Source organism: Chelatococcus sp. KU-N122, from assembly GCF_055391085.1.
Map to the genome: position 1 here is coordinate 836,524 of NZ_AP043981.1, position 21,142 is coordinate 857,665.

Sequence of the window (21,142 nt, forward strand, 5' to 3'; positions counted from 1 at the left end):
CCCTGGGGCGTGGGTTCAAGAGTATGGCGCTTTCGCACCGCATGGAGGTCCGCCAGGCCCAGAGCCTGGTCATGACGCCGCAGCTGCTGCAGGCAATCAAGCTGCTGCAGCTGTCGCACCTGGAGCTCGCCTCCTACGTCGATGCGGAGCTGGAACGCAATCCGTTTCTGGAGCGGAACGACGCGGAAGCCCCGGCCGAGGCCCTGCCGGGGACGGAGCCGCAGGCGGCCGAGGCGGCGGCCACCTCCGAGGCCGCCGAGAGCTGGTACTCCCAGGACCTCGAGGTCAGCCGCGACAGCATGGAAGCCAAGCTCGGCACCGGGCTGGAGAACGTCTTCGATGACGAAGGCCCGGCACGCGCCGCGACCGCGGGTGGCGCGGCGGAGGACGGCCTGTCGGTGTCGTCCACCCTGTGGAGCGGCGCCCAGGGCGGCGGCAGCTTCGAGGACGGCGGCGGCGACACCATGGCCACCCTGTCGGCCGAGGTGGATTTGCATACCCATCTGATGCGTCAGCTCGAGCTCGTCACCACCGACCAGCGGCAGCGCCTGATCGGCAGCTTCCTGATCGATGCCATCGACGAAGCGGGCTACCTCGACGAAGATCTGGCGGTCATCGCCGAGCGCTTGTCGATTCCGTTGGCCGCGGCGGAAACGGTGCTCGAGCTGGTGCAGGGGCTCGAGCCCGCCGGCGTCGGCGCCCGCACGCTGGCCGAATGCCTCGCCCTCCAGCTCAAGGAGCAGAACCGGCTGGATCCGGCGATGCAGGCGCTGCTCGAACGGCTCGATCTGGTGGCCAAGCGCGACCTTGCCGCGCTCAAGCGGCTCTGCGGCGTCGACGACGAGGATCTGGTCGACATGCTGGCGGAGATCAAGCGGCTGGACCCCAAGCCCGGGCGCATCTTCGGCGGCGCCCCGGTCGAAACCCTGGTGCCGGACGTCTTCGTGCGCGCCGCCCCCGACGGCAGCTGGCTGATCGAGCTCAACACCGACACGCTGCCGCGGGTCCTCGTCAACCAGGTCTACTATGCCAAGGTGGCACGCTCGGCGAAGAGCGACACGGACAAGACCTTCCTGTCGGATTCGCTGCAGAGCGCCAATTGGCTCACCCGCAGCCTCGAACAGCGGGCGAAGACGATTCTGAAGGTCGCGAGCGAGATCGTTCGGCAGCAAGACGGCTTCTTTGCCCGGGGTGTGGCCTATCTGCGGCCGCTCAACCTCAAGACCATCGCCGACGCCATCGGCATGCACGAATCGACGGTCTCGCGGGTGACGTCGAACAAGTCGATCGGCACGAGCCGCGGCACGTTCGAGATGAAGTATTTTTTCTCGGCGTCGATCGCCTCGACGCCGGGCGGCGAAGCCCATTCGGCCGAGGCGGTGCGCCATCGCATCAGGCGTATGATCGAGGCGGAACGGGCCTCCGACGTCCTCTCCGACGACGCCATCGTCCGCAAGCTGCGCGACGACGGCATCGACATCGCCCGGCGCACGGTCGCCAAGTACCGGGAGTCGCTCAGGATCCCCTCCTCCGTCGAACGTCGCCGGGAGAAGCTGGAGGCCGCGGGGGCGGCGGCGTCGCGTTGACTTAGGTCCCCCCGTTCCTACGATTCTCCTGACGGCCATTTACGCAAAACGCGTGCACCTGCACGCGCTTACGCGCACGGGGAGGACAGCATGACGCTACGCGTGTCTGGAAAGAACATGGACATCGGCGAAGCCCTGCGCGGCCAGATCGAGACCCGGGTCAACGCGGCCATCGAAAAGTACTTCGATGGCAGCGTCACCGGCCATGTCACCATCACGCGCGACGGGAGCGGCTATCGCTCGGATTGCGGGCTCCATCTGTCGTCCGGCATGACCCTGGAGGCCTCCGGCACCGCTCATGATCCCACCGTGAGCTTCGACCAGATGGCCGAGCGAATCGAGAAGCGGCTGCGCCGCTACAATGGCCGCCTGAAGGGGCGGACGGGCGGCCACCCGGGCAACGGTGTCGACGATCTCGACAGCTTTTCGGCCACGGTCTTCGAGGCGCCCGGCGACGATATCGACGACGAGGCGTTCCATCCGGTCGTCGTCGCGGAAATGTCCAAGCCGTTGTACCCGCTGTCGGTGAGCGAGGCGGTGGTGCGGCTCGACCTGACGGGAGCGCCGATCCTCGTCTTTCGCCACGCTGGCACTTCGCGCGTGAACGTCGTATATCGGCGCAACGACGGCACCATCGGATGGATCGATCCACCGATGAGTGACCGTGAAAATTGAGCATGGCCGGCGCGTAGCGACATCATCGCGGGACATGCTCCACTTAAAAGTACGATGGAACGCCGGCAGCCCAGGGCGCGGCGTTCCGGGGTCTGACGGAATGCCGACGGTCGGGCAGCTGCAATTGCCCGAGCGTTGCTGCGCGCGAGACAACATGCCCCTTACGGATCTTCTGGCGCCCGAGGCGGTCATCCCCGCCCTCCGCGTCAACGGCAAGAAGCAGGCCCTCCAGGAACTGGCGGCGCAGGCGGCGAAGCTGACCGGACTCGACGAGCGGGAGATCTTCGAAACGCTGCTGCAGCGTGAACGCCTCGGCTCCACCGGCATCGGCGACGGCATCGCCATCCCGCACGGCAAGCCGGGAAAGCTCGACCGTCTGGTCGGCCTGTTCGCGCGGCTGGAGCGGCCCATCGATTTCGAAGCGCTCGACGGTCAGCCTGTCGACATCATCTTCCTGCTGCTGGCGCCCGAGACGGCCGGCGCCGACCACCTGAAGGCGCTCGCCCGGGTGGCGCGCGTGCTCAGGGAGACGTCGATGCTGGACAAGATCCGCTCGACGCGCGATCCGGCGGCGCTCTATGCCCTGCTCACGGCGCCGGCCACCTCGTCCCACGCCGCCTGAGACGAAAGGCCGCCGCGGCTTTTGCCAAGCGCGCGCAACGCGTCAACCGAGCCCGCGCAGCGCGTAGGCCAATCCCGCGCCGCGCGTGAGCGGCTCCCCGTCCGCAAGTCCTGTCCCGGTCGGACCGGAACCGTCGGCGTGAGACTGCGGCGCTGATTCGCCGCGGCGGCCGAGTTCCGCACATGGCCGTCCCGACCGGCAGGGGCTGGAAATCCGCTCTCATTTCTTCGAAAAGGACTAAAGTGAAACTGCACCTCGGGCGCCGGCCGGCATCCCGGCGTGCGCCCTCGACGGCATGTTCGCAAGGCAGGCGTCTGCGTTTGCGGCGCATGCTCCAGCCCGCGGATCGCCCATGTCTGACGCTGCGTCTTCGCTGTTTCCCCTCGGCCCCGACACCACGCCCTACCGCAAGCTCAGCGGCGACGGCGTCAAGGCCGCGCGCTTCGGCTCGCACGAGGTCCTGACGGTCGAGCCCGAGGCGATCCGGAGCCTCGCCGAGCAGGCCTTCATCGACATCAACCATCTGCTGCGGCCGGGCCATCTCAAGCAGCTGGCGTCGATCCTCGACGACCCGGAGGCGACCTCGAACGACAAGTTCGTCGCCTACGACCTGCTGAAGAACGCCAACATCGCCGCCGGCGGCATCCTGCCCATGTGCCAGGACACCGGCACGGCGATCGTCATGGGCAAGAAGGGCCGCCGCGTCTGGACCGACGGCGGTGACGAGGATGCCATCGCCGCCGGCATCCGCGACGCTTACCTCAAGCGCAACCTGCGCTATTCGCAGCTTGCCCCGCTGTCGATGTTCCAGGAGGTCAACACCGGCTCCAACCTGCCGGCCCAGATCGACATCTATGCGGAGGGCGAGGACGCCTACAAGTTCCTGTTCGTGGCCAAGGGCGGCGGCTCGGCCAACAAGACCTTCCTGTTCCAGGGCACGCCGTCGCTGCTCACCCACGACCGGCTGGTCGCCTTCCTGAAGGAGAAGATCCTGACGCTCGGCACCGCCGCCTGCCCGCCCTACCACCTCGCCATCGTCATCGGCGGCACCAGCGCCGAGCTGAACCTGAAGACCGTCAAGCTCGCCTCCACGCGCTACCTCGACGGCCTGCCGACGCAGGGCTCGGAGGCGGGTCATGCCTTCCGCGACCTGGAGATGGAAGCCGAGATCCACAAGCTCACCCAGCAGCTCGGCGTCGGCGCGCAGTTCGGCGGCAAGTATTTCTGCCACGACGTGCGCGTCATCCGCCTGCCGCGCCACGGTGCCTCCCTGCCGATCGGGCTCGGCGTCTCCTGCTCGGCCGACCGGCAGGCGCTCGGCAAGATCACCGCCGACGGCGTCTACCTGGAGCAGCTCGAGACCAATCCCGCCGTCTATCTGCCCGACGTGGACGAGGCGGCGCTCGGCGGCGATGTCGTCCACATCGACCTGAACCAGCCGATGGGCACCATCCTCGGCGAACTGAGCCGCTACCCGATCCGGACCCGGCTGTCGCTCAGCGGCCCGATGATCGTGGCGCGCGACCTGGCCCACGCCAAGATCCGCGAGCGGCTGGAGCGCGGCGAAGCCATGCCCGCCTATTTCAAGGACCATCCGATCTACTACGCCGGCCCGGCCAAGACCCCGGCGGGCTACGCTTCCGGCTCGTTCGGCCCGACCACCGCGGGCCGCATGGACGCCTACGTGGACCAGTTCCAGGCCGCGGGCGGCTCCATGGTGATGCTGGCCAAGGGCAACCGCTCGTCCCAGGTGCGCGAGGCGTGCCAGAAGCATGGCGGCTTCTACCTGGGCTCCATCGGCGGCCCGGCCGCACGCCTCGCCCAGGACTGCATCAAGAAGGTCGAGGTCGTCGAATATCCCGAGCTCGGCATGGAGGCGATCTGGCGCATCGAGGTCGAGGACTTCTCGGCCTTCATCGTCGTCGACGACAAGGGCAACGACTTCTTCCGGGAGCTGAACCTCGGATGATTCGCCTCGCAGCCCCCCTCTTCGCCACCGTCGCCGCGGTCGCGGCGGCCCTGCCCATCCCGACGCCGGCGGCGGCGGACGAAAGCTGTCCGCGTGACGCCCTCGTCATCCTCTCGGCCGTGCGCGAGGCGCGTTATCAACTGGAGCAGTCGGCGCAGGGCTCCGACAAGGAGCGTTGCAAGGCCTGGCGCGGACAGATCGCGGCACTCAAGCGTGCCAGCGCCTTCTACGGCCGCTGCCAGACCGGCGCCGAGCGTGAGCGCAACATGGCCAACGCCAATGCCGGCGTCCATCAGTTCCAGGACGCGCTCAACTCGCAGTGCGGCGGCCACTAGTGTGGTGGAAATGCTCATAGTCTTTTGAAGCTGGAGCGCTTCGCGATCGGGTCGGCCCACCCGCCGGACAGATGATCGGGCAGCCCCGGCCGGAACGGCGGCGTGGGCACGGGCGGCACGAGCCGCTTCCAGTCGGCGGCAGCCGCGTGCTACAGCATGGCTCGCGACAACGGCGACCGGCCCTGTGCCACCCGCCGTCTTTAACACATTGATACGATGCTTTTTTGGGGCGGCCGAGGCGTGCAGTCCTGCCATGGCTGGCGCGTGCCGCGGCGGATGGCGTCCATCGGCCGCCGCCACGAGCAAAGGATTGGACCGACGCCGTGAGCGCTCATTCCTCCACGCCCCGCCCAGCCGCGGCGCGCCGTAGCGGCCCGCTGCGCGGGCGGGTGCGGGTTCCCGGCGACAAGTCCATGTCGCACCGGTCCATGATGATCGGCCTGCTGGCCATCGGCGAGACGCATGTCACCGGCCTGCTCGAAGGCGAGGATGTGCTGGCGACCGCCAGGGCGGCGCTCGCCTTGGGCGCCCATGTGGAACGCCTCGGCGAAGGTGAATGGCGGATCCGCGGCGTCGGCGTCGGCGGCCTCGCCGAGCCGGACGAGGTGCTCGATTTCGGCAACGCGGGCACCGGCGCGCGGCTGATGATGGGCGTCGTCGGCGGTCACCCGATCACCGCCCGCTTCGACGGCGACGCCTCGCTGCGCAAGCGGCCGATGCGGCGCATCCTCGATCCGCTGGTCGAGATGGGCGCGAGCATCATCGAGGAGGCGCCCGGCGGGCGCTGCCCGCTGACGCTCCAGGGCGCCCGTGAGACCATTCCCATCGTCTACGAGACTCCGGTCGCCTCGGCGCAGATCAAGTCGGCGGTGCTGCTGGCCGGCCTCAACGCGCCGGGCCGAACCACCGTCATCGAGCGCGAGGCGTCGCGCGACCACACCGAGCGGATGCTCCGCCATTTCGGTGCGACGATCGAGGTCGAGCCGCACGGCGCGCACGGCCGCAAGGTGACGCTGACCGGCCACCCGGAGCTCGTCGGCTCCAAGGTGGTGGTACCGGCCGACCCCTCCTCCGCCGCCTTCCCGCTCGTCGCCGCGCTCCTCGTGCCCGGCTCCGACGTGTTGGTCGAAGGGATGATGATGAACCCGCTGCGCACCGGGCTCGTCGAGACGCTCCTGGAGATGGGGGCCGACATCGAGTTCCTGGACCGCGGCCAGGCGGGCGGCGAGGACATCGCCACCCTGCGCGTGCGGGCGAGCCGATTGAGGGGTGTCGACGTGCCGGCGGCGCGGGCGCCGTCGATGATCGACGAATATCCGATCCTGGCCGTCGCCGCGGCCTTCGGCGACGGCGAGACGCGCATGCGCGGCCTGAGCGAGCTCCGGGTGAAGGAATCGGACCGCCTCGCCGCAGTGGCCGACGGCCTCGCGGCGGCCGGCGTCGTCGCCCGCATCGAAGGCGACGACCTCGTCGTTGACGGCGGCGGCAGCGTGCGGGGCGGCGGCACCGCCGCGACCCACCTCGATCACCGCATTGCAATGTCGTTCCTGGTGCTCGGCCTGGCGGCCGAAGCCGGCATGGGAGTGGACGATTCCACCATGATCGCGACCAGCTTTCCCGCCTTCATGCCGCTGATGGCCTCGCTCGGCGCCGAGATCGGCTGATGGCGCTCGTCATCGCCATCGACGGCCCGGCCGCGTCCGGCAAGGGAACCCTGGCCAAGCGGCTCGCCGTGCATTACCGGCTGCCGCACCTGGATACCGGCCTGCTCTACCGCGCCGTCGCCAGCGCGGTGCTGGCCGGCGGCCGCGCCATCGATGATCGGGCAGCGGCCATCGCGGCGGCCCGTCAGCTCGGCCCCATCGACGATCGGGACGAGGCGCTGCGCAGCGCCGCCATGGGCGAGGCGGCCTCGGTCGTCGCCGCCGTGCCCGAAGTCAGGGAGGCCCTGCTCCAGCTGCAGAGACAATTCGCCGCCCAGCCCAGCGGCGCCGTGCTCGACGGGCGCGACATCGGCACGGTGATCTGCCCGCATGCCGCCGTAAAGCTGTTCGTCACCGCAAGCGCGGAAGCCCGCGCCGACCGCCGCTACCGAGAGGCCCGCGGCCGCGGCGAGGGCGTGACCTACGACACGCTGCTCGACGACATTCGCGCCCGCGACGCCCGCGACGCCGGACGGGCCGTCGCCCCCCTGCTCGCCGCAGCCGATGCACGCGTCATCGACACGTCGGAGATGAGCATCGACGAAGTCTTTCGGGTGGCCGTGACCATCGTCGACACCTTCGGTCCGGCCCCGGTCCGCGGCTGAGCCGCCGGCCCCTCCAAGGCCGGTTCGGCCCGCCGGCCCAGGCCGATCGGCGAGCCCCGCCGTTTGGCCGCAGCAGGCGTTGACGCTTTCGTGAGCGGCCCTTCACGGCGGCCCGCCGTGGTGCAATGCTGAGGGCTTGGTGCGGATCGCGCAGCCTGCAGCAGGGCGGCGCCAAGAGACGCCCATCGGCACGGCCGCAGGGAGACGAGACGGCGAGACGGCGGCGCATCCGAAGAGCGAAAGGCTGGGTCCATGGCCTCTTCATCTCCACGCCCGGACGGCCAGCCTGGCAGCGATGCCCTCCCAGGACAGCGCCGCGCGCGGTTGGCGCGGGTCGCGCCGGCCCTGATCGCCCTCGCCATCGGCTGCATCCTCGCCGTGCGCCCTATGCCGTCCGCCGCGGCGGACGACGAGGTCGACGTCGCCCTGGTGCTCGCCGTCGACATCTCCTTCTCCATGGACGAGGACGAGCAGCGCCTGCAACGCACGGGCTACATTCAAGCCCTGCAATCGCCGGCGTTCCTGGATGCGGTGCGCAAGGGGCTCGTCGGACGCATCGCCGTGACCTTCCTGGAATGGGCGGGCACCTCGTCCCAGCACGTGGTGGTGCCCTGGCAGATCATCGACGGCCCTGAGAGCGCCGACCGATTCGTCTCCAAGCTGATCGAGACGCCGCCGAAACGCGCCTACCGCACCTCGATTTCCGGCGGGATCGATTTCGCCGTCCGCCAGTTCGACAGCTTGCCGGCCAAGGCGATGCGGCGCGTCGTCGACGTCTCGGGCGACGGGCCCAACAATCAGGGCCGGCCGGTCACCGCGGCGCGCGACGAAGCCGTCGCCCAGGGCATCACCATCAACGGCCTGCCGCTCATGCTGAAGGAGCCCGGCTACCTGGATATCGCCAATCTCGACCGCTACTACGAGCATTGCGTCATCGGCGGCCCCGGTGCCTTCATGATCCCGGTGCGCGAGCGTGCCCAGTTCGCGGAGGCGACGCGCAACAAGCTGCTGCAGGAGGTATCGAGCCGGAGCGCGCTGATCACGCCCGCCCGCGACGAGGTGCCGGCCGTCTCATGCCTGGTCGGCGAGCGCCAATGGGACGACCGGATGGGGAATTAGAGCGCTTCGCGATCGGGTGAAACCACCCAGTCGCGAAGCGCTTCAGACTCAAAAAGTTGGAGCATTTCTCTGCAATTGGATGATCTCATCCAGTGGCGAAATGCTCTGGCAGCGCGGCATACGGGCTTATGACTGTCCGGCCATGGCGGCGGCTTAGATTTTAACGCTTTGAATCTGGAGCGCCGCGCAGTGATTGCATACATCCGGCAGTCGCAAGCGACGCGAGAGGCGGGGATGGCCCGGCCATAACCCTGGAGACGTAACCGGCAACTGTGGGGTTGCGTCCGGGGGGCCGCCGACCTAGAGCATCTTCTGCGCCGGGGGGCGTCGACGGTAGTGATCGGCTCAAGTGACGCGGTCGGACCGAACATTCACACCAGTTGCGGGCAGGCTCGAATGTGCAGAGCTGCCCCGCCTGGAGCCGTGTGTGGCGCGCGCCGGGCCTGTCAGGCGGGCGATCCGCTCGCCATGGCTGTGGGGCATCGTCGCGGCGGCCCTCCTGGTCGCATACCTGGTGTCGCCCATGCTCGCCGCGGCCAAGCTGGCGAGGGCCGTCAAGGCGAGGGACGTACCGGCGGTGCTGGCGCGGGTGGAAGCGGGTCCGCTGCGCCGCTCGCTCACCCGCCAGCTGGTGAGAGGCTACATCATCCTCAACAAGAAGGAGGGTGAGCTCGGCGTGCTGGGCCAGCAGGTCGCCATGGCCATGGCCGTCAGCCTGTTCGACCCGATTATCGAGCAGCTGACCACGCCGGCCCAGATCGCGGAGCTGCTGCGCAGAGGCTGGCCCCTCGACAAGGACGAGCGGCCGCAGAACGACGCCGGCCTCACCGTCGGCGGCATCCGCGACCTGCTCAGACACCTCGACCGTGCCGGGTTCATCGGCCTGACCGAGTTTCGGGTCGTCGTGGACATCGACGGCAGTCCCGAGCGCCGGCTCGGCTGGCGCCTGCGGCTCGATGGACTGACGTGGAAGCTCTATGCCGTCGATCTGCCGCCGGAATTGATCAAGCGCATCGTCGACAGGCTGCCCAAGGTCGACAAGCTCAAGCTGTAAAGAGCTTCGCGATTGGATGAACATCATCCAGTCGCCGAGCCATGCTCCAGCTCTTTGAATCCGGAGCACTTGGTGCATCCGGAGCACTTGGCGATCGGACTTGGCCGCCGGGTCAGCCGGGCCGCCCGGCGCGCCGGGTCGGCGGCGCCGACAGCGGGTCGTCGGGCCAGTGATGCTTGGGATAGCGCCCGCGCATGTCGGCCTTGACCTGGCTCCAGGAGCCGCGCCAGAAGCCCGGCAAGTCCCGCGTGATCTGGATCGGCCGATGCGCCGGCGACAGCAGGTGCAAGACGAGCGGCGTGCGGCCGCCGGCGATGGCCGGATGGCGATCGAGCCCGAACAGCTCCTGCACCCGGACCGCAAGCACCGGGCCGTCCTCGCCGCTGTAGTCGACGGCAATGCGGGAGCCCGTGGGCACCTCGACATGGGTCGGCGCTTCCGCCTCGAGCCGATGGCGCAAGGCCCACGGCACTAGGCCGCGCAGGGCCTGCTCCAGGTCGCCTGCGGTGATGTCGGCGAGGGCCGTCTTGCCGACCAGGACCGGTGCCAGCCAGGTCTCGGCGGAAGCCGTCAGCGCCGCGTCGGTCAGGTCCGGCCATCCCTCGTCGGCTCCTTCCGCGCGGCGCAGGAACTGCACACGGTCGCGCCATTGGGCCAGCGCCTTGGTCCAGGGCAGCACGGCGACGCCGAGGCCGGCGACGCCCTTGGCGAGCAGCGCCGCGCTATCCATGTCGGCGGGGACGGCGAGTGGCCGGTCGGCGATGGTGAGGGCACCGAACCGCCGCGCGGCCCGCGCCCGCAAGGCGGCGGTGGCGGCGTCGAACTCCACCGTCCGCCGCTCCTCCAATGCCTCTCCCGCGGCCGCCTCCACATCGGCCAGGGCGATGCGCGCGGCGAGCAGGACGCGCGCCGCCTGCGCCGCGCCGACGACGTCGGCCACCACGATCCAGGGCTCGCGCGCCAGCGCCTCGGCCGTGTCGAGGACGGCGCCGCGGCCGTTCGCCAGCAGAAACTCGCCCGCCCTGCCGCGTGCCTTGGCGATGCGGTCGGGAAAAGCCCAGGCGAGCATGCGGCCCGACGACGGCGGCTCGCGCGCCTCGGGCGGCCGCACGGTGCCCGCGGCCGCCTGCCTGGCCCAGCCGGCCGCCAGGCGGCGCATGTCGTCGGCGCGCCGGGAGCGGTCACGCGTGAAGCGCTCGAGCCGCTCGTCGACGTCGACGGACGTGCCACCCAGCCCCCGCTCGACGACGACGGCGGCGATGCGCGCCGCCGGCTCGGCCGCCCCCTGGTCGGCAGCGGCGATCAGCATGCGCGCCAGCCGCGGCGGCAGCGGCAGCTCGTGCAGCCGGGCGCCGACCGCCGTGATGCGGCCGTCGCCATCGAGCGCACCGATGCGCCCGAGCAGGGCCACCGCCTCCCGGAGCGCGGCCGCCGGCGGCGGATCGAGAAAGGCCAGGGTCCGGGGATCGGTGACGCCCCAGGCGGCGCAGTCCAGCACGAGCGGCGCCAGGTCCGCGGCGAGGATCTCCGGCCGGGCATAGGGCTCCAGCGCGGCCGTCGCCGGCTCCTCCCACAGGCGATAGCAGACGCCCGGCTCGGTGCGGCCGGCGCGGCCGCGGCGCTGGTCGGCGGCGGCCTTCGAGGCGCGGACCGTCTCCAGCCGGGTCAGGCCGACAGCGGGCTCGTAGCGGGGCACGCGTGCCAGCCCGCTGTCGATCACCACCCGCACCCCTTCGATGGTCAGCGACGTCTCGGCGACGGACGTGGCCAGGACGACCTTGCGTTGCCCCGGCGGTGCCGGTGCGACCGCAGCGTCCTGGGCGCGGGCGTCGAGCGCGCCGTAGAGCGGCGCGATGTGGACCGTCGGGTCGCTGATACGCTCCCGCAGGCGCCGCTCGACGCGCGCGATCTCGCCCTGCCCCGGCAGGAATACGAGCAGCGAGCCCGGCTCGGCGCGCAGCGCCCGCAGCACCGCGTCGCTCACCTGCTCGTCGATGGGCCGCTGCGGATCGCGGCCGAGATAGCGGGTTTCGACGGGGAAGGCCCGCCCTTCGCTGACCACCACGGGCGCCGGAGCCGCGGACGAGCCGAGCAGCGCCGCGACCCGCGCCCCGTCCAGCGTCGCCGACATGACGAGGATGCGCAAATCGTCGCGCAGGCCGCGCTGCACGTCGAGGGCCAGGGCCAGGCCCAGATCGGCATCGAGCGAGCGCTCGTGGAACTCGTCGAAGACGACGCAGCCGACGCCCGAAAGCTCCGGATCGGCCAGGATCATGCGGGCAAAGACGCCCTCGGTGACCACCTCGATGCGCGTGCGTGCGCTCACCTTCGAGCCCAGGCGCACGCGCAGCCCGACGGTGTCGCCGACGGTCTCACCGAGGGTCGCGGCCATGCGCTCCGCTGCGGCCCGAGCGGCAAGCCGTCGCGGCTCCAGCAGGATCAGGCGGCGACGCTCCATCCAGGGCTCGCGGATCAGGACCAGCGGCAGCCGCGTGGTCTTGCCGGCGCCCGGCGGGGCAACGACGACGGCCGCCGGCGCAGCGGCCAGCGCGCGCTTGAGCTCGGGCAACGCATCGTCGATCGGTAGCGGCGCTTCGAAACCCGTCATCGGGCAGCGGTGCCCTCGCAAGGGCGCGTCCCGAAGGCGAGCAACCACCCGATCGGACGCGGGCGGCGCAAGCCCGCGCTTCGCCGCACACTCCGCAACGGAACCTCAGCCGGGGTCAACGGTTATCGCTCCAGTGCCAACGAACGTCAGCCGACCATAGCGGCCGGCTGCAGGAGTGAACATGGCCCAGCGATCTTCGACATCTAACCGTGGCTTCGCATCCATGGACCAAGCCAAGCAGCGCGAGATCGCCAGCAAGGGCGGCCAGAGCGTGCCCAATGAGAAGCGGAGTTTCTCCCGCGACCGTACCCTCGCCGCCGCGGCCGGCCGCAAAGGCGGCCAGAGCGTCAGCCCGGAGTCCCGCAGCTTCTCGCAGAACCGCGAGCTTGCGGCGCAGGCGGGTCGCAAGGGCGGGCAGTCGTCGCACGGCGGCAAGGCCGAGTCGCCTCGCTCCACGACCTGAGCTGCAACGATCGGCCGCGGAGCAGCGCGCGGATGCCGGCCGGCATCCGCCGCGAACGCGTGCGCGTGCCCTCGGATCCGGGTGGGGCGGTCAATAGCTGGCCTGCGCGGGCATGGTCCAGAACGACGGCGCGCCGCGCCCGCGCAGCTCCGCATCGGCGGCCTCGACCAGCTGCTGCAGGTGGTGGCCTGCCACCGCGGTGGATGCGACACCGACGCGCATGGCGACCTTGGGCGGCGATTTGGCGCCGCCGCCATGGATCGCCGTGAAAGACCGGCAGATCCGATCGGCGATCTGGCGCGCCTCCGCCGGCTCGGTGCGCGGCATCAGACAGGCCAGCGTCGCGTAGCCGAAGCAGGCGAAGATGCTGTCGCCGTGGATCATCGCCGGAAAGTGACTGCCCAGCTGCCGCATGGCGAAGCACGAGCGCGTGTTGTCGTCCCACGCGCCGATCAGATGGGGGCGGCCCAGGCTGATCAGCAGCAGGCTCGCGGTTCGGTCGTCGTCCCGGGCGGCGCCGAGCAGCCGGGTGGCGGCGGCATCGAATGCCTCTTTCGACAGCACGTCGCCGATCGGCGTGATCAGCGCGCTCAACAGGCGCGCCGACAGCTGCCGCTCATGCGCCAAGGTCAGCGCCAGCAGGCCGCCGATGTTGAGGGCGAGCAGATTGAACAGGGCGACGAGATGGAAGAGCAGGCCCCTGGTCGCCTTGACCAGGTCGTCCGGAAAGCCCAGCTCCATCGAGAACAGCATGCGTGTCGCAAACATCAGGGACGTCGCGCACCAGAGCACGAAGATCAGGCGCCGGGAGGGCAAAGGCTCGTGCCGCCCGAGCCAGGCCTGCCGGGCGCACAGGATCGAATAGGTGAGAGCGATCAGGGAGAACAGCCCGAAACGGGCCGGCTGGGACGCGAAGAAGCTGCTGCTGGTGCAGGCGACCAGCCAGGCCGCGGGACCGACGAGCGTCGACCAGCCCCACACGTGTTCGCCGTCGAAGGAGCGCAGCCCCTGCCAATAGGCGCCGTAGGCGAACGTCAGCAGCGTGACGGCGAGCACGATGCCCACGATGGGCGGCGCGCCGGCGCCGCGGGCGAGCACCAGCAGGAGGCCCAGCGCGGTGGCGAGGAAGCCGACGCCCCACCACAGCAGCGACGACATGCCCGGCTGACGGAGCCAGACCGTGACGATCAGGCCTCCCTGCAGAGCGGCGGTTATGCAGGTGACGGCCAGGATCGTCGCAACGTCCATCAGTCCACCCGTGTGACAGTGCGCGACGGTAGGTCGACGAGCGAGTAGCAGGCCAGGCTACATTCGTGAGTAAGCTGCACCTATGCAAGCGCTATCTCGCCGGTTGCTGGGTGTTGATGCTCGCCTCATGGGGATGGCTGGCTTAAGAGGCATTGGAACACCGGCCCGCGCGGGCGCGGTGGGCAGCAACGCCATGAACAGGAGGACGCCTCAGTGCCGGATCTCGTGATCGAACGAACCGATGCCATCGCCACCATCACGCTCAACCGTCCCGAGGCGATGAACGCGCTGTCGAAGGCGCTCCGCCGCGATCTGGCCGAGGCGATCAACGGGATCAACGCGGACGCCGCGATCCGCGTCGTCATCCTCACCGGCGCCGGGCATCGCGCCTTCACCGCGGGCCTCGACCTCAAGGAGCTCGGCCACGACCAGGACGCGCTCGGCGCCGCCAACGCGGAGACGGCCGACCGCAATCCGGTGAAGGCGATCGAGATGTGCACCAAGCCGGTGATCGGCGCCATCAACGGCGTCGCCGTCACCGGCGGCTTCGAGCTGGCGCTGGCCTGCGACGTCCTCATCGCCTCGGACGACGCGCGCTTCGCCGACACCCACGGGCGCGTCGGCATCATGCCGGGATGGGGCCTGTCGCAGAAGCTGTCGCGTCTGATCGGGCTCTATCGCGCCAAGGAGCTGTCGCTCACCGGCAATTTCATCGATGCACAGACGGCGCAGGCCTGGGGCCTGGTCAACCGGGTGGTGGCGCGCGACGAGCTGATGCCGCAGGCGCGCAAGCTCGCCGCCGAGATGGCGCAGATCGAGCCGGCGATGCTCATCGGACTGAAGCGGCTGATCGACGACGGCTTCGCCCTGCCGCTGGGTGCCGCCCTCGCCCTCGAGCAGGAGCGTTCGACCCGGCACAATCAGACGGTCACGCCCGCGGCGGTGGAGGCGCGCCGCGCCGGCGTGCAGGCTCGCGGCCGCACGCAGTAGGTCGCGCATGGAGGCCGCGGGCGGTCCGCCTGCGGCACGGCAGGGATGGCCGGGTCGAGCCCGGCCAGGGCGCGGCGGGGCCCGCATCACTGATGCATTAGCGCAACGGCGGCACCCTCCGGCGCCCGACGCACGGCTCGCGCCATTGCATCGCGGGGCTGATGCAGCCATCTCCAGGTGACATTCGCCTCGGACCAATCCGACCTTTCAAAGACACATTCGGCAGGCAAACGCGCCGCGGCACTCGGTTCGCGCCGATGTTTCGCGGCGCCCGGCGCCTAAAGCGCTTCCTGCTCGGGTGGAAGCACCCGATCGCGAGCGAAGCGCTCCAGAGTCCGAGCACGGCTCCCGAGCGCAGGCCGGACTTCACGGCCTGTCTCGGCGTGCGCGGAGCCGGGCTCGTGGCGGGCGACGCGCTGCCCGTCGTTTCACAAGGGGCGGGTCGCGCACACCCACGCCACAGGCCGACGATCGCCCGGCCAGGAGCACAGACATGAAGATGATCGTCCGGGGCGAGCCCCACCCCGGCATGAGCTTCCGCGAATTCGTCGGGCTGACGGCCGCCCTGATGGCGCTCAATGCGCTCGCCATCGATTCGATGCTGCCGGCGCTGCCGGTGATCGGCCGCGACCTGGGCCTCACCGCCGCCAATCAGCAGCAGTGGGTGGTGACCTCGTACCTGCTCGGCTTCGGCGGCGCCCAGATCTTCTACGGGACGCTGTCGGACCGCTTCGGCCGCAAGCCGATCCTGCTGATCGGCACGGCCCTGTACGTCGTCTTCAGCATCCTGGCCGGCTTCGCCGGCTCCTTCGAGACGATGCTCGCCGCCCGCGCCCTGCAGGGCGTCGGCGCCGCCGCCACGCGCGTGATATCGGTCTCGATCGTGCGCGACTGCTACACCGGCCGGCAGATGGCCCGGGTGATGTCGCTTGCCCTCATCGTCTTCCTCTCCGTGCCGATCCTGGCGCCCTCCATCGGCCAGCTGATCATCCTGGTTGCGCCCTGGCACCTGATCTTCGGCCTGCTCGCGGCCATCGGCGTCGCGGTGTTCGCCTGGGTGGCGCTGCGCCTGCCGGAGACGCTGCATGCCGACGACATCATGCCCATCTCGCCGGGGCGCGTGCTCCGCGCCTTCCGCGCCACGCTGAGCGATCGCCTGGCGGTCGGCTACATGTTCGCCACGGCGTTCGTGATCGGCGGCCTGTTCGGCTACATCAACTCGGCCCAGCAGATTTTCGTGGACGTGCTGCATGCCCCCAAGCTGTTCACCATCGTGTTCGCGCTGACGGCCGGCTTCATGGCCCTGTCGTCCCTGCTGAACTCGCGGCTGGTGGAGCGGGTCGGGATGCGGGTGATGTCGCATTCGGCGCTCATCGGCTACATCTCGCTGTCGGCCGTGCACCTGCTCGTCGCCCTCGCCGGCTTCGAATCGCTCTGGGGATTCGCCGTGCTGCAGGGCGGCGTCATGTTCTGCTTCGGCCTGCTCGCCGGCAATTTCGGCGCCATGGCGATGCAGCCGCTCGGCCACGTGGCCGGCACCGCCTCCTCGGTGCAGGGCTTCTTCACCACGGTGGGCGGCGCCCTCATCGGCCTCTACATCGGCCAGCATTTCGACGGCACCACCGTGCCGATAACCGCCGGTTTCACGCTGTGCGGCCTGATGGCGCTCGCCTGCGTCCTCGTCGCGGAGAGGGGGCGACTGTTTCGGCCGCACAACCCGTCCGTGGTGCAGCGCTGATCCGCGGCGGGCGCAACGGGGCATTGCGGAAGGACGTCCGACCGGCCTATGTCAGCGCTTTAGCGGCATACGAACGACCGGCCGAGACGGGGGGATGGGTGACCGAGCAGCAGATCCTGGACGCGTTCCGCGCACACCCCAATCCGTGCCTCGTCACCCTCGGCGGCAAGGTGGTCAGCTTCGATCCGGAGACGGACGTCTGCGTCATGGAATGGCAGGCGACGCAGGCGCACTGCCACTCGACCCACGGCCATCCCAAGGGCGGCATCGTGCAGGGCGGCTTCGTCACCGGCTGGATCGACGCCGCCATGGCCCACGCCTGCATGGCCAAGTCGCGCTTCACGATGGCGGTGCCGAGCCTCGAGATCAAGGTGAGCTTCCTGCTCGCCGCCCACCCGGGCCTCTACCGGGCCAAAGGCTGGGTCACGCGCTGGGGCCGCACCGTCGCCTTCCTGGAGGGCGAGCTCACCGACGAGGCCGGCCAGCTCATCGCCCGCGCCAGCTCCACGGTGGCGCTGCGGCCGGCGCCCGCCCGCGCCCCGGCCGCCTGAGGCCATTCGGCCACGGTGCCGCGGCTGCGGCCCGGCCGGGCAATCCGCGGACCAGGGGCTTATATGCCGGCCATGCAACCGATCATTTCCATTGCCGGCGTCTCCAAGACCTACCAGTCCGGCAAGACGGCGCTCAAGACGATCGACCTCGACATCCGGAGGGGCGAGATCTTCGCCCTGCTCGGGCCCAACGGCGCCGGCAAGACGACGCTGATCTCGATCGTCTGCGGCCTCGTCACCCCGTCGAGCGGCACCGTGCTTGCCGACGGCTACGACATCGCGCGCGACTATCGGGCCGCCCGCACCAAGATCGGCCTGGTGCCGCAGGAGCTCACCACCGACTCCTTCGAGACCGTGTGGGCGACGACGAGCTTCAGCCGCGGCCTGTTCGGCAAGGCGCGCAACCCGGCCCACATCGAGAAGGTGCTGCGGGCGCTGTCGCTCTGGGACAAGAAGGACAGCAAGATCATGACGCTGTCCGGCGGCATGAAGCGGCGGGTGATGATCGCCAAGGCGCTGTCGCACGAGCCGCAGATCCTGTTCCTGGACGAGCCGACTGCCGGAGTCGACGTCGAGCTCAGGCGCGACATGTGGGAGCTGGTGCGCGAACTGCGGGCGCAGGGCGTCACCATCATCCTGACCACCCACTATATCGAGGAAGCCGAGGAGATGGCCGATCGCATCGGCGTCATCAACAACGGCGAGCTGATCGTGGTCGAGGAGAAGCGCGAGCTGATGCGCAAGCTCGGCAAGAAGCAGCTCACCCTGCACCTGCAAAGCCCGCTCGCCGCGGTGCCGCCGGCGCTCGCCGGCCACGGCCTGTCGCTCTCGGCCGACGGCCACGAGCTGGTCTACACCTACGACGGCAACCGCACCGAGACGGGCATCCCCGCGCTGCTCGCGGACGTGAACCGCTCGGGCCTCGCCTTCACCGACCTCAGGACGGCGCAGAGCTCGCTCGAGGACATCTTCGTGGACCTGGTGAGGAACGGGCGATGAACCTCCAGGCCATCAGAGCCATCTACCTATTCGAGATGGCCCGCACCTGGCGCACGCTTTTGCAGAGCGTCGTGTCGCCGGTCATCTCCACCGCGCTCTATTTCGTCGTGTTCGGCTCCGCCATCGGCTCGCACATGGCCGCCATCGACGGCGTCAGCTACGGCGCCTTCATCGTGCCCGGCCTCACCATGCTGTCGCTGCTCACCCAGAGCATCGCCAACGCCTCGTTCGCCATCTACTTCCCGCGCTTCGTCGGCACCATCTACGAGGTGCTGTCGGCGCCGATCTCGGTCTGGGAGATCGTCATCGGCTATGTCGGCGCCGCCGCCACCAAATCGGTGATCCTCGGCCTGATCATCCTGGCCACGGCCGCCTTCTTCGTGCCGCTGCGGATCGACCACCCGGTATGGATGCTGGCGTTCCTCATCCTGACGGCGGTGACGTTCAGCCTGTTCGGCTTCCTCATCGGCATCTGGGCCGACAATTTCGAGAAGCTGCAGGTGATCCCGCTGCTGGTGGTAACGCCGCTCACCTTCCTCGGCGGCAGCTTCTATTCCATCGACATGCTGCCGCCGTTCTGGCGCACCGTGACGCTGTTCAACCCGGTGGTCTATCTCGTCAGCGGCTTCCGCTGGAGCTTCTTCGGCGCGTCGGACGTGGGCATCGAGATCAGCCTGACGATGACGCTGGTGTTCCTCGCCGGCTGCCTCACCCTGGTCTACTGGATCTTCAGGACGGGATACCGGCTGAAGAACTGACGGGCACCGCCGCGGCGGCTCCGCTCGCCGCCATGTGCCGGGTGAGGCGGGCGATGTGGGCCCGCCCCAGGCGCTCCGCCGCGTCCCCATCGCCGGCCAGCACGGCCGTCGCGATGGCGCGGTAGTCCTCGTGGCGGCGCGCATCGACCGCCCCGAGATCCCGGCGGAACTGCACCCGCAGCAGATGCACCTGCACCGCCGGCATCACCCGCGCCAGCTCGGCATTGCCGCCGATGGCGATCAGGGTGCCGTAGAAGCCGTCACGCGCCCGAGCGTACTCGGCCGAGCCGTCGCGTTCGTCGAAGGCCTCCAGCGCCGCCAGCGCCTGGCCCAGGCGCTGGCGCGCCGCGGCGTCGACGCGCGCCGCGGCCTGCCGGGCCGCCAGGCCGACGAGGACCTCGAGGAGGTTCAGCAGGTCGACCGCCTCGCGCGGGCTGAGCCTGCGGATGGAGGCGCTGCGGCCCATGGCGAGGGTGACGATGCCCTCGGCCGCGAGCCGGCTCAGCGCCTCGCGCACGGGGCCACGGCTGACCCCGTACTCGGCCGTCAGATCGGCCTCGATGAGCCGCTGGCCTGGCGCATAGCGGCCTTCGTAGAGGCCGCGCACGATGGCCCCGACGATGCTGTCGCGCGAGCGCTGCGGCATCGGCGTCAAGGCGGGCCTCAGGCCACCCAGCCCGCCGGCTTCGGCCACAGCCCTTCGCGGCCGACGAGCTCGGCTTCCTCGCGGGTGAGGCCGTTGGCATAGCCTCCGGTGGTCGCCGGGTCGATGTTGCGGTGGCGCTTGAGCTCGAGGCGGCCGATCTGGTTACGGTGCACCTCGTCCGGCCCGTCGGCGAGCCTGAGCGCGCGCGCCATGGCGTAGGCCGACGACAGGAAGTGGTCGTTGTTGGTGCCGCCGCCGCCGAACATCTGGATCGCCCAGTCGACCACCTGGCAGGCCATGATCGGCGCCGCCACCTTGATCATGGCGATCTCCTGCTTGGCCTCCTTGTTGCCCACCTCGTCCATCATCCGAGCCGCGTTGAGGGTCAGCAGCCGGCACTGCTCGATCATGATACGCGCATCGGCGATGCGCTCCAGCGTGACGGTCTGCTCCGACACCGGCTTGCCGAAGGCGACGCGGGCATCGGCGCGGCGGCACATGCGCTCGAGCACGCGCTCGGCCATGCCGATCAGGCGCATGCAGTGGTGGATGCGCCCCGGGCCAAGGCGCCCCTGGGCGATCTCGAAGCCGCGGCCCTCGCCGAGCAGCATGTTGGCGGCCGGCACGCGCACGTTGTCGAGCCACACCTCGGAGGCGCGGTCGGGCACGCCGTAGAAGCCGAACACCGGCAGCGGACGGATCACCTTGACGCCGGGCGTGTCCTTGGGGACCAGGATCATCGACTGCTGCCGGTAGGGGCTCGTCCCCTCCTCGAAGTTGCTGCGCCCCATGACGATGAGGATCTTGCAGCGCGGATCGGTGGCGCCGGTGGTGTACCACTTGCGGCCGTTGATGACGTAATCGTCGCCATCCCGGCGCATCTCGCAGCCGATGTTGGTCGCGTCGGACGAGGCCACCTCCGGCTCGGTCATGGCGAAGGACGAGCGGATCTCGCCGGCGAGCAGCGGCTCGAGCCAGCGGCGCTGCTGCTCGGGCGTGCCGTAGCGGACCAGCACCTCCATGTTGCCGGTGTCCGGCGCCGCGCAGTTGAACACCTCCGGCGCCATGAGCGAGCGGCCCATGATCTCGCAGAGCCCGGCGTACTGGAGATTGCTGAGGCCGGCGCCGCGCGTATCGTCGGGCAGGAACAGGTTCCACAAGCCTTCCGCCTTGGCCTTGGCCTTCAGCTCCTCGATCACCGGAATGGCCGACCAGGGCCCGAGGCGCTCGCCTTCCAGATAGAAGCGCCGCTCGTTGGGATAGATCTCGCGCGCCATGAAGGCCTTGAGCTGCTCGCGCAGCTCGGCGAGCTGGGTCGGTGTGACGGCCATAGGCATCTCCTCGAATGTCACCCTCTTTGGTAGGCGAATCCTGTACTACAATCCGGCCGGCGGAAAGCCGCAATTTTGCCGCGGCGGCCGTGACGGTCTAATCACAGGAAATCGCCGACGCAGGTTTGACCCTGGCGGCATG

At 69.9% G+C, this 21,142-nt stretch carries 19 protein-coding genes; 15 read left to right on the top strand and 4 right to left on the bottom strand.

Annotated features, from left to right (window positions below):
* Positions 1-23 precede the first annotated feature (23 nt).
* From rpoN to ACZ5PO_RS03830, 9 genes are all read left to right on the top strand, one after another.
* Positions 24-1,586, top strand: coding sequence for an RNA polymerase factor sigma-54 (gene rpoN, locus ACZ5PO_RS03790; RefSeq protein WP_464190419.1), 1,563 nt, complete (start codon positions 24-26; stop codon positions 1,584-1,586).
* A 90-nt stretch (positions 1,587-1,676) separates the two neighbouring features.
* Entirely contained in the window at positions 1,677-2,261 is a 585-nt protein-coding gene (gene hpf / locus ACZ5PO_RS03795) for a ribosome hibernation-promoting factor, HPF/YfiA family (RefSeq protein ID WP_464190421.1), read from the top strand.
* 154 nt (positions 2,262-2,415) lie between these two features.
* Positions 2,416-2,883, top strand: coding sequence for a PTS IIA-like nitrogen regulatory protein PtsN (ptsN, locus tag ACZ5PO_RS03800; RefSeq protein ID WP_464190423.1), 468 nt, complete (start codon positions 2,416-2,418; stop codon positions 2,881-2,883).
* Between the two features lie 352 nt (positions 2,884-3,235).
* Positions 3,236-4,852: a fumarate hydratase gene (locus tag ACZ5PO_RS03805; RefSeq protein ID WP_464190425.1), complete on the top strand. Its 1,617-nt coding sequence runs from the start codon at positions 3,236-3,238 to the stop codon at positions 4,850-4,852.
* Complete coding sequence (locus ACZ5PO_RS03810; RefSeq protein WP_464190427.1) at positions 4,849-5,187, top strand: hypothetical protein; 339 nt, start codon at positions 4,849-4,851, stop codon at positions 5,185-5,187. Before ACZ5PO_RS03805 ends, ACZ5PO_RS03810 begins: the two co-directional genes overlap by 4 nt.
* 323 nt (positions 5,188-5,510) lie before the next feature.
* A complete protein-coding gene (gene aroA / locus ACZ5PO_RS03815; protein WP_464190429.1) occupies positions 5,511-6,851 on the top strand; it encodes a 3-phosphoshikimate 1-carboxyvinyltransferase in 1,341 nt (446 codons plus the stop codon).
* Complete coding sequence (cmk, locus tag ACZ5PO_RS03820; protein WP_464190431.1) at positions 6,851-7,495, top strand: (d)CMP kinase; 645 nt, start codon at positions 6,851-6,853, stop codon at positions 7,493-7,495. The genes aroA and cmk overlap by 1 nt, the downstream gene beginning before the upstream one ends.
* 252 nt (positions 7,496-7,747) lie before the next feature.
* A complete protein-coding gene (locus ACZ5PO_RS03825) occupies positions 7,748-8,614 on the top strand; it encodes a DUF1194 domain-containing protein (RefSeq protein ID WP_464190433.1) in 867 nt (288 codons plus the stop codon).
* A gap of 427 nt (positions 8,615-9,041) precedes the next feature.
* Positions 9,042-9,668 carry a DUF2939 domain-containing protein gene (locus ACZ5PO_RS03830; protein ID WP_464190435.1) on the top strand — a complete coding sequence of 209 codons (627 nt, stop codon included), beginning with the start codon at positions 9,042-9,044 and terminating at the stop codon, positions 9,666-9,668.
* Positions 9,669-9,780: 112 nt separating this feature from the next.
* Here ACZ5PO_RS03830 and hrpB read toward each other — a convergent pair whose 3' ends face one another.
* Positions 9,781-12,276 carry an ATP-dependent helicase HrpB gene (gene hrpB / locus ACZ5PO_RS03835; RefSeq protein WP_464190437.1) on the bottom strand — a complete coding sequence of 832 codons (2,496 nt, stop codon included), beginning with the start codon at positions 12,274-12,276 and terminating at the stop codon, positions 9,781-9,783.
* 181 nt (positions 12,277-12,457) lie between these two features.
* On the opposite strand from hrpB, the gene ACZ5PO_RS03840 reads away from it, so the two are divergent.
* Positions 12,458-12,739: a con-10 family general stress protein gene (locus ACZ5PO_RS03840; protein ID WP_464196652.1), complete on the top strand. Its 282-nt coding sequence runs from the start codon at positions 12,458-12,460 to the stop codon at positions 12,737-12,739.
* Positions 12,740-12,829: 90 nt separating this feature from the next.
* Here the strand turns inward: ACZ5PO_RS03840 and ACZ5PO_RS03845 are convergent, their stop codons facing one another.
* Positions 12,830-13,987: a GGDEF domain-containing protein gene (locus ACZ5PO_RS03845; protein ID WP_464190439.1), complete on the bottom strand. Its 1,158-nt coding sequence runs from the start codon at positions 13,985-13,987 to the stop codon at positions 12,830-12,832.
* Positions 13,988-14,200: 213 nt separating this feature from the next.
* On the opposite strand from ACZ5PO_RS03845, the gene ACZ5PO_RS03850 reads away from it, so the two are divergent.
* The 5 genes from ACZ5PO_RS03850 (at position 14,201) to ACZ5PO_RS03870 (ending at position 19,023) form a co-directional block, all read left to right on the top strand.
* Complete coding sequence (locus ACZ5PO_RS03850; RefSeq protein WP_464190441.1) at positions 14,201-14,977, top strand: enoyl-CoA hydratase; 777 nt, start codon at positions 14,201-14,203, stop codon at positions 14,975-14,977.
* Positions 14,978-15,470: 493 nt separating this feature from the next.
* Complete coding sequence (locus tag ACZ5PO_RS03855) at positions 15,471-16,715, top strand: multidrug effflux MFS transporter (RefSeq protein ID WP_464190443.1); 1,245 nt, start codon at positions 15,471-15,473, stop codon at positions 16,713-16,715.
* A gap of 98 nt (positions 16,716-16,813) precedes the next feature.
* Positions 16,814-17,266, top strand: a complete 453-nt coding sequence (locus ACZ5PO_RS03860) for a PaaI family thioesterase (RefSeq protein ID WP_464190445.1) — start codon at positions 16,814-16,816, stop codon at positions 17,264-17,266.
* A gap of 72 nt (positions 17,267-17,338) precedes the next feature.
* Entirely contained in the window at positions 17,339-18,265 is a 927-nt protein-coding gene (locus tag ACZ5PO_RS03865; RefSeq protein WP_464190447.1) for an ABC transporter ATP-binding protein, read from the top strand.
* On the top strand, positions 18,262-19,023 hold the full coding sequence (locus ACZ5PO_RS03870; protein WP_464190449.1) for an ABC transporter permease: 762 nt from the start codon (positions 18,262-18,264) through the stop codon (positions 19,021-19,023). Before ACZ5PO_RS03865 ends, ACZ5PO_RS03870 begins: the two co-directional genes overlap by 4 nt.
* Here ACZ5PO_RS03870 and ACZ5PO_RS03875 read toward each other — a convergent pair.
* Together ACZ5PO_RS03875 and ACZ5PO_RS03880 are read right to left on the bottom strand one after the other, a co-directional pair.
* The gene (locus ACZ5PO_RS03875) at positions 18,995-19,669 is read right to left on the bottom strand and encodes a GntR family transcriptional regulator (protein ID WP_464196654.1); all 675 of its coding nucleotides are present in this window, start codon (positions 19,667-19,669) and stop codon (positions 18,995-18,997) included. The two genes, ACZ5PO_RS03870 and ACZ5PO_RS03875, sit on opposite strands and share 29 nt — an antisense overlap.
* Positions 19,670-19,686: 17 nt before the next feature.
* Positions 19,687-21,000, bottom strand: coding sequence for an acyl-CoA dehydrogenase family protein (locus tag ACZ5PO_RS03880; RefSeq protein WP_464190451.1), 1,314 nt, complete (start codon positions 20,998-21,000; stop codon positions 19,687-19,689).
* Positions 21,001-21,142 lie beyond the last annotated feature (142 nt).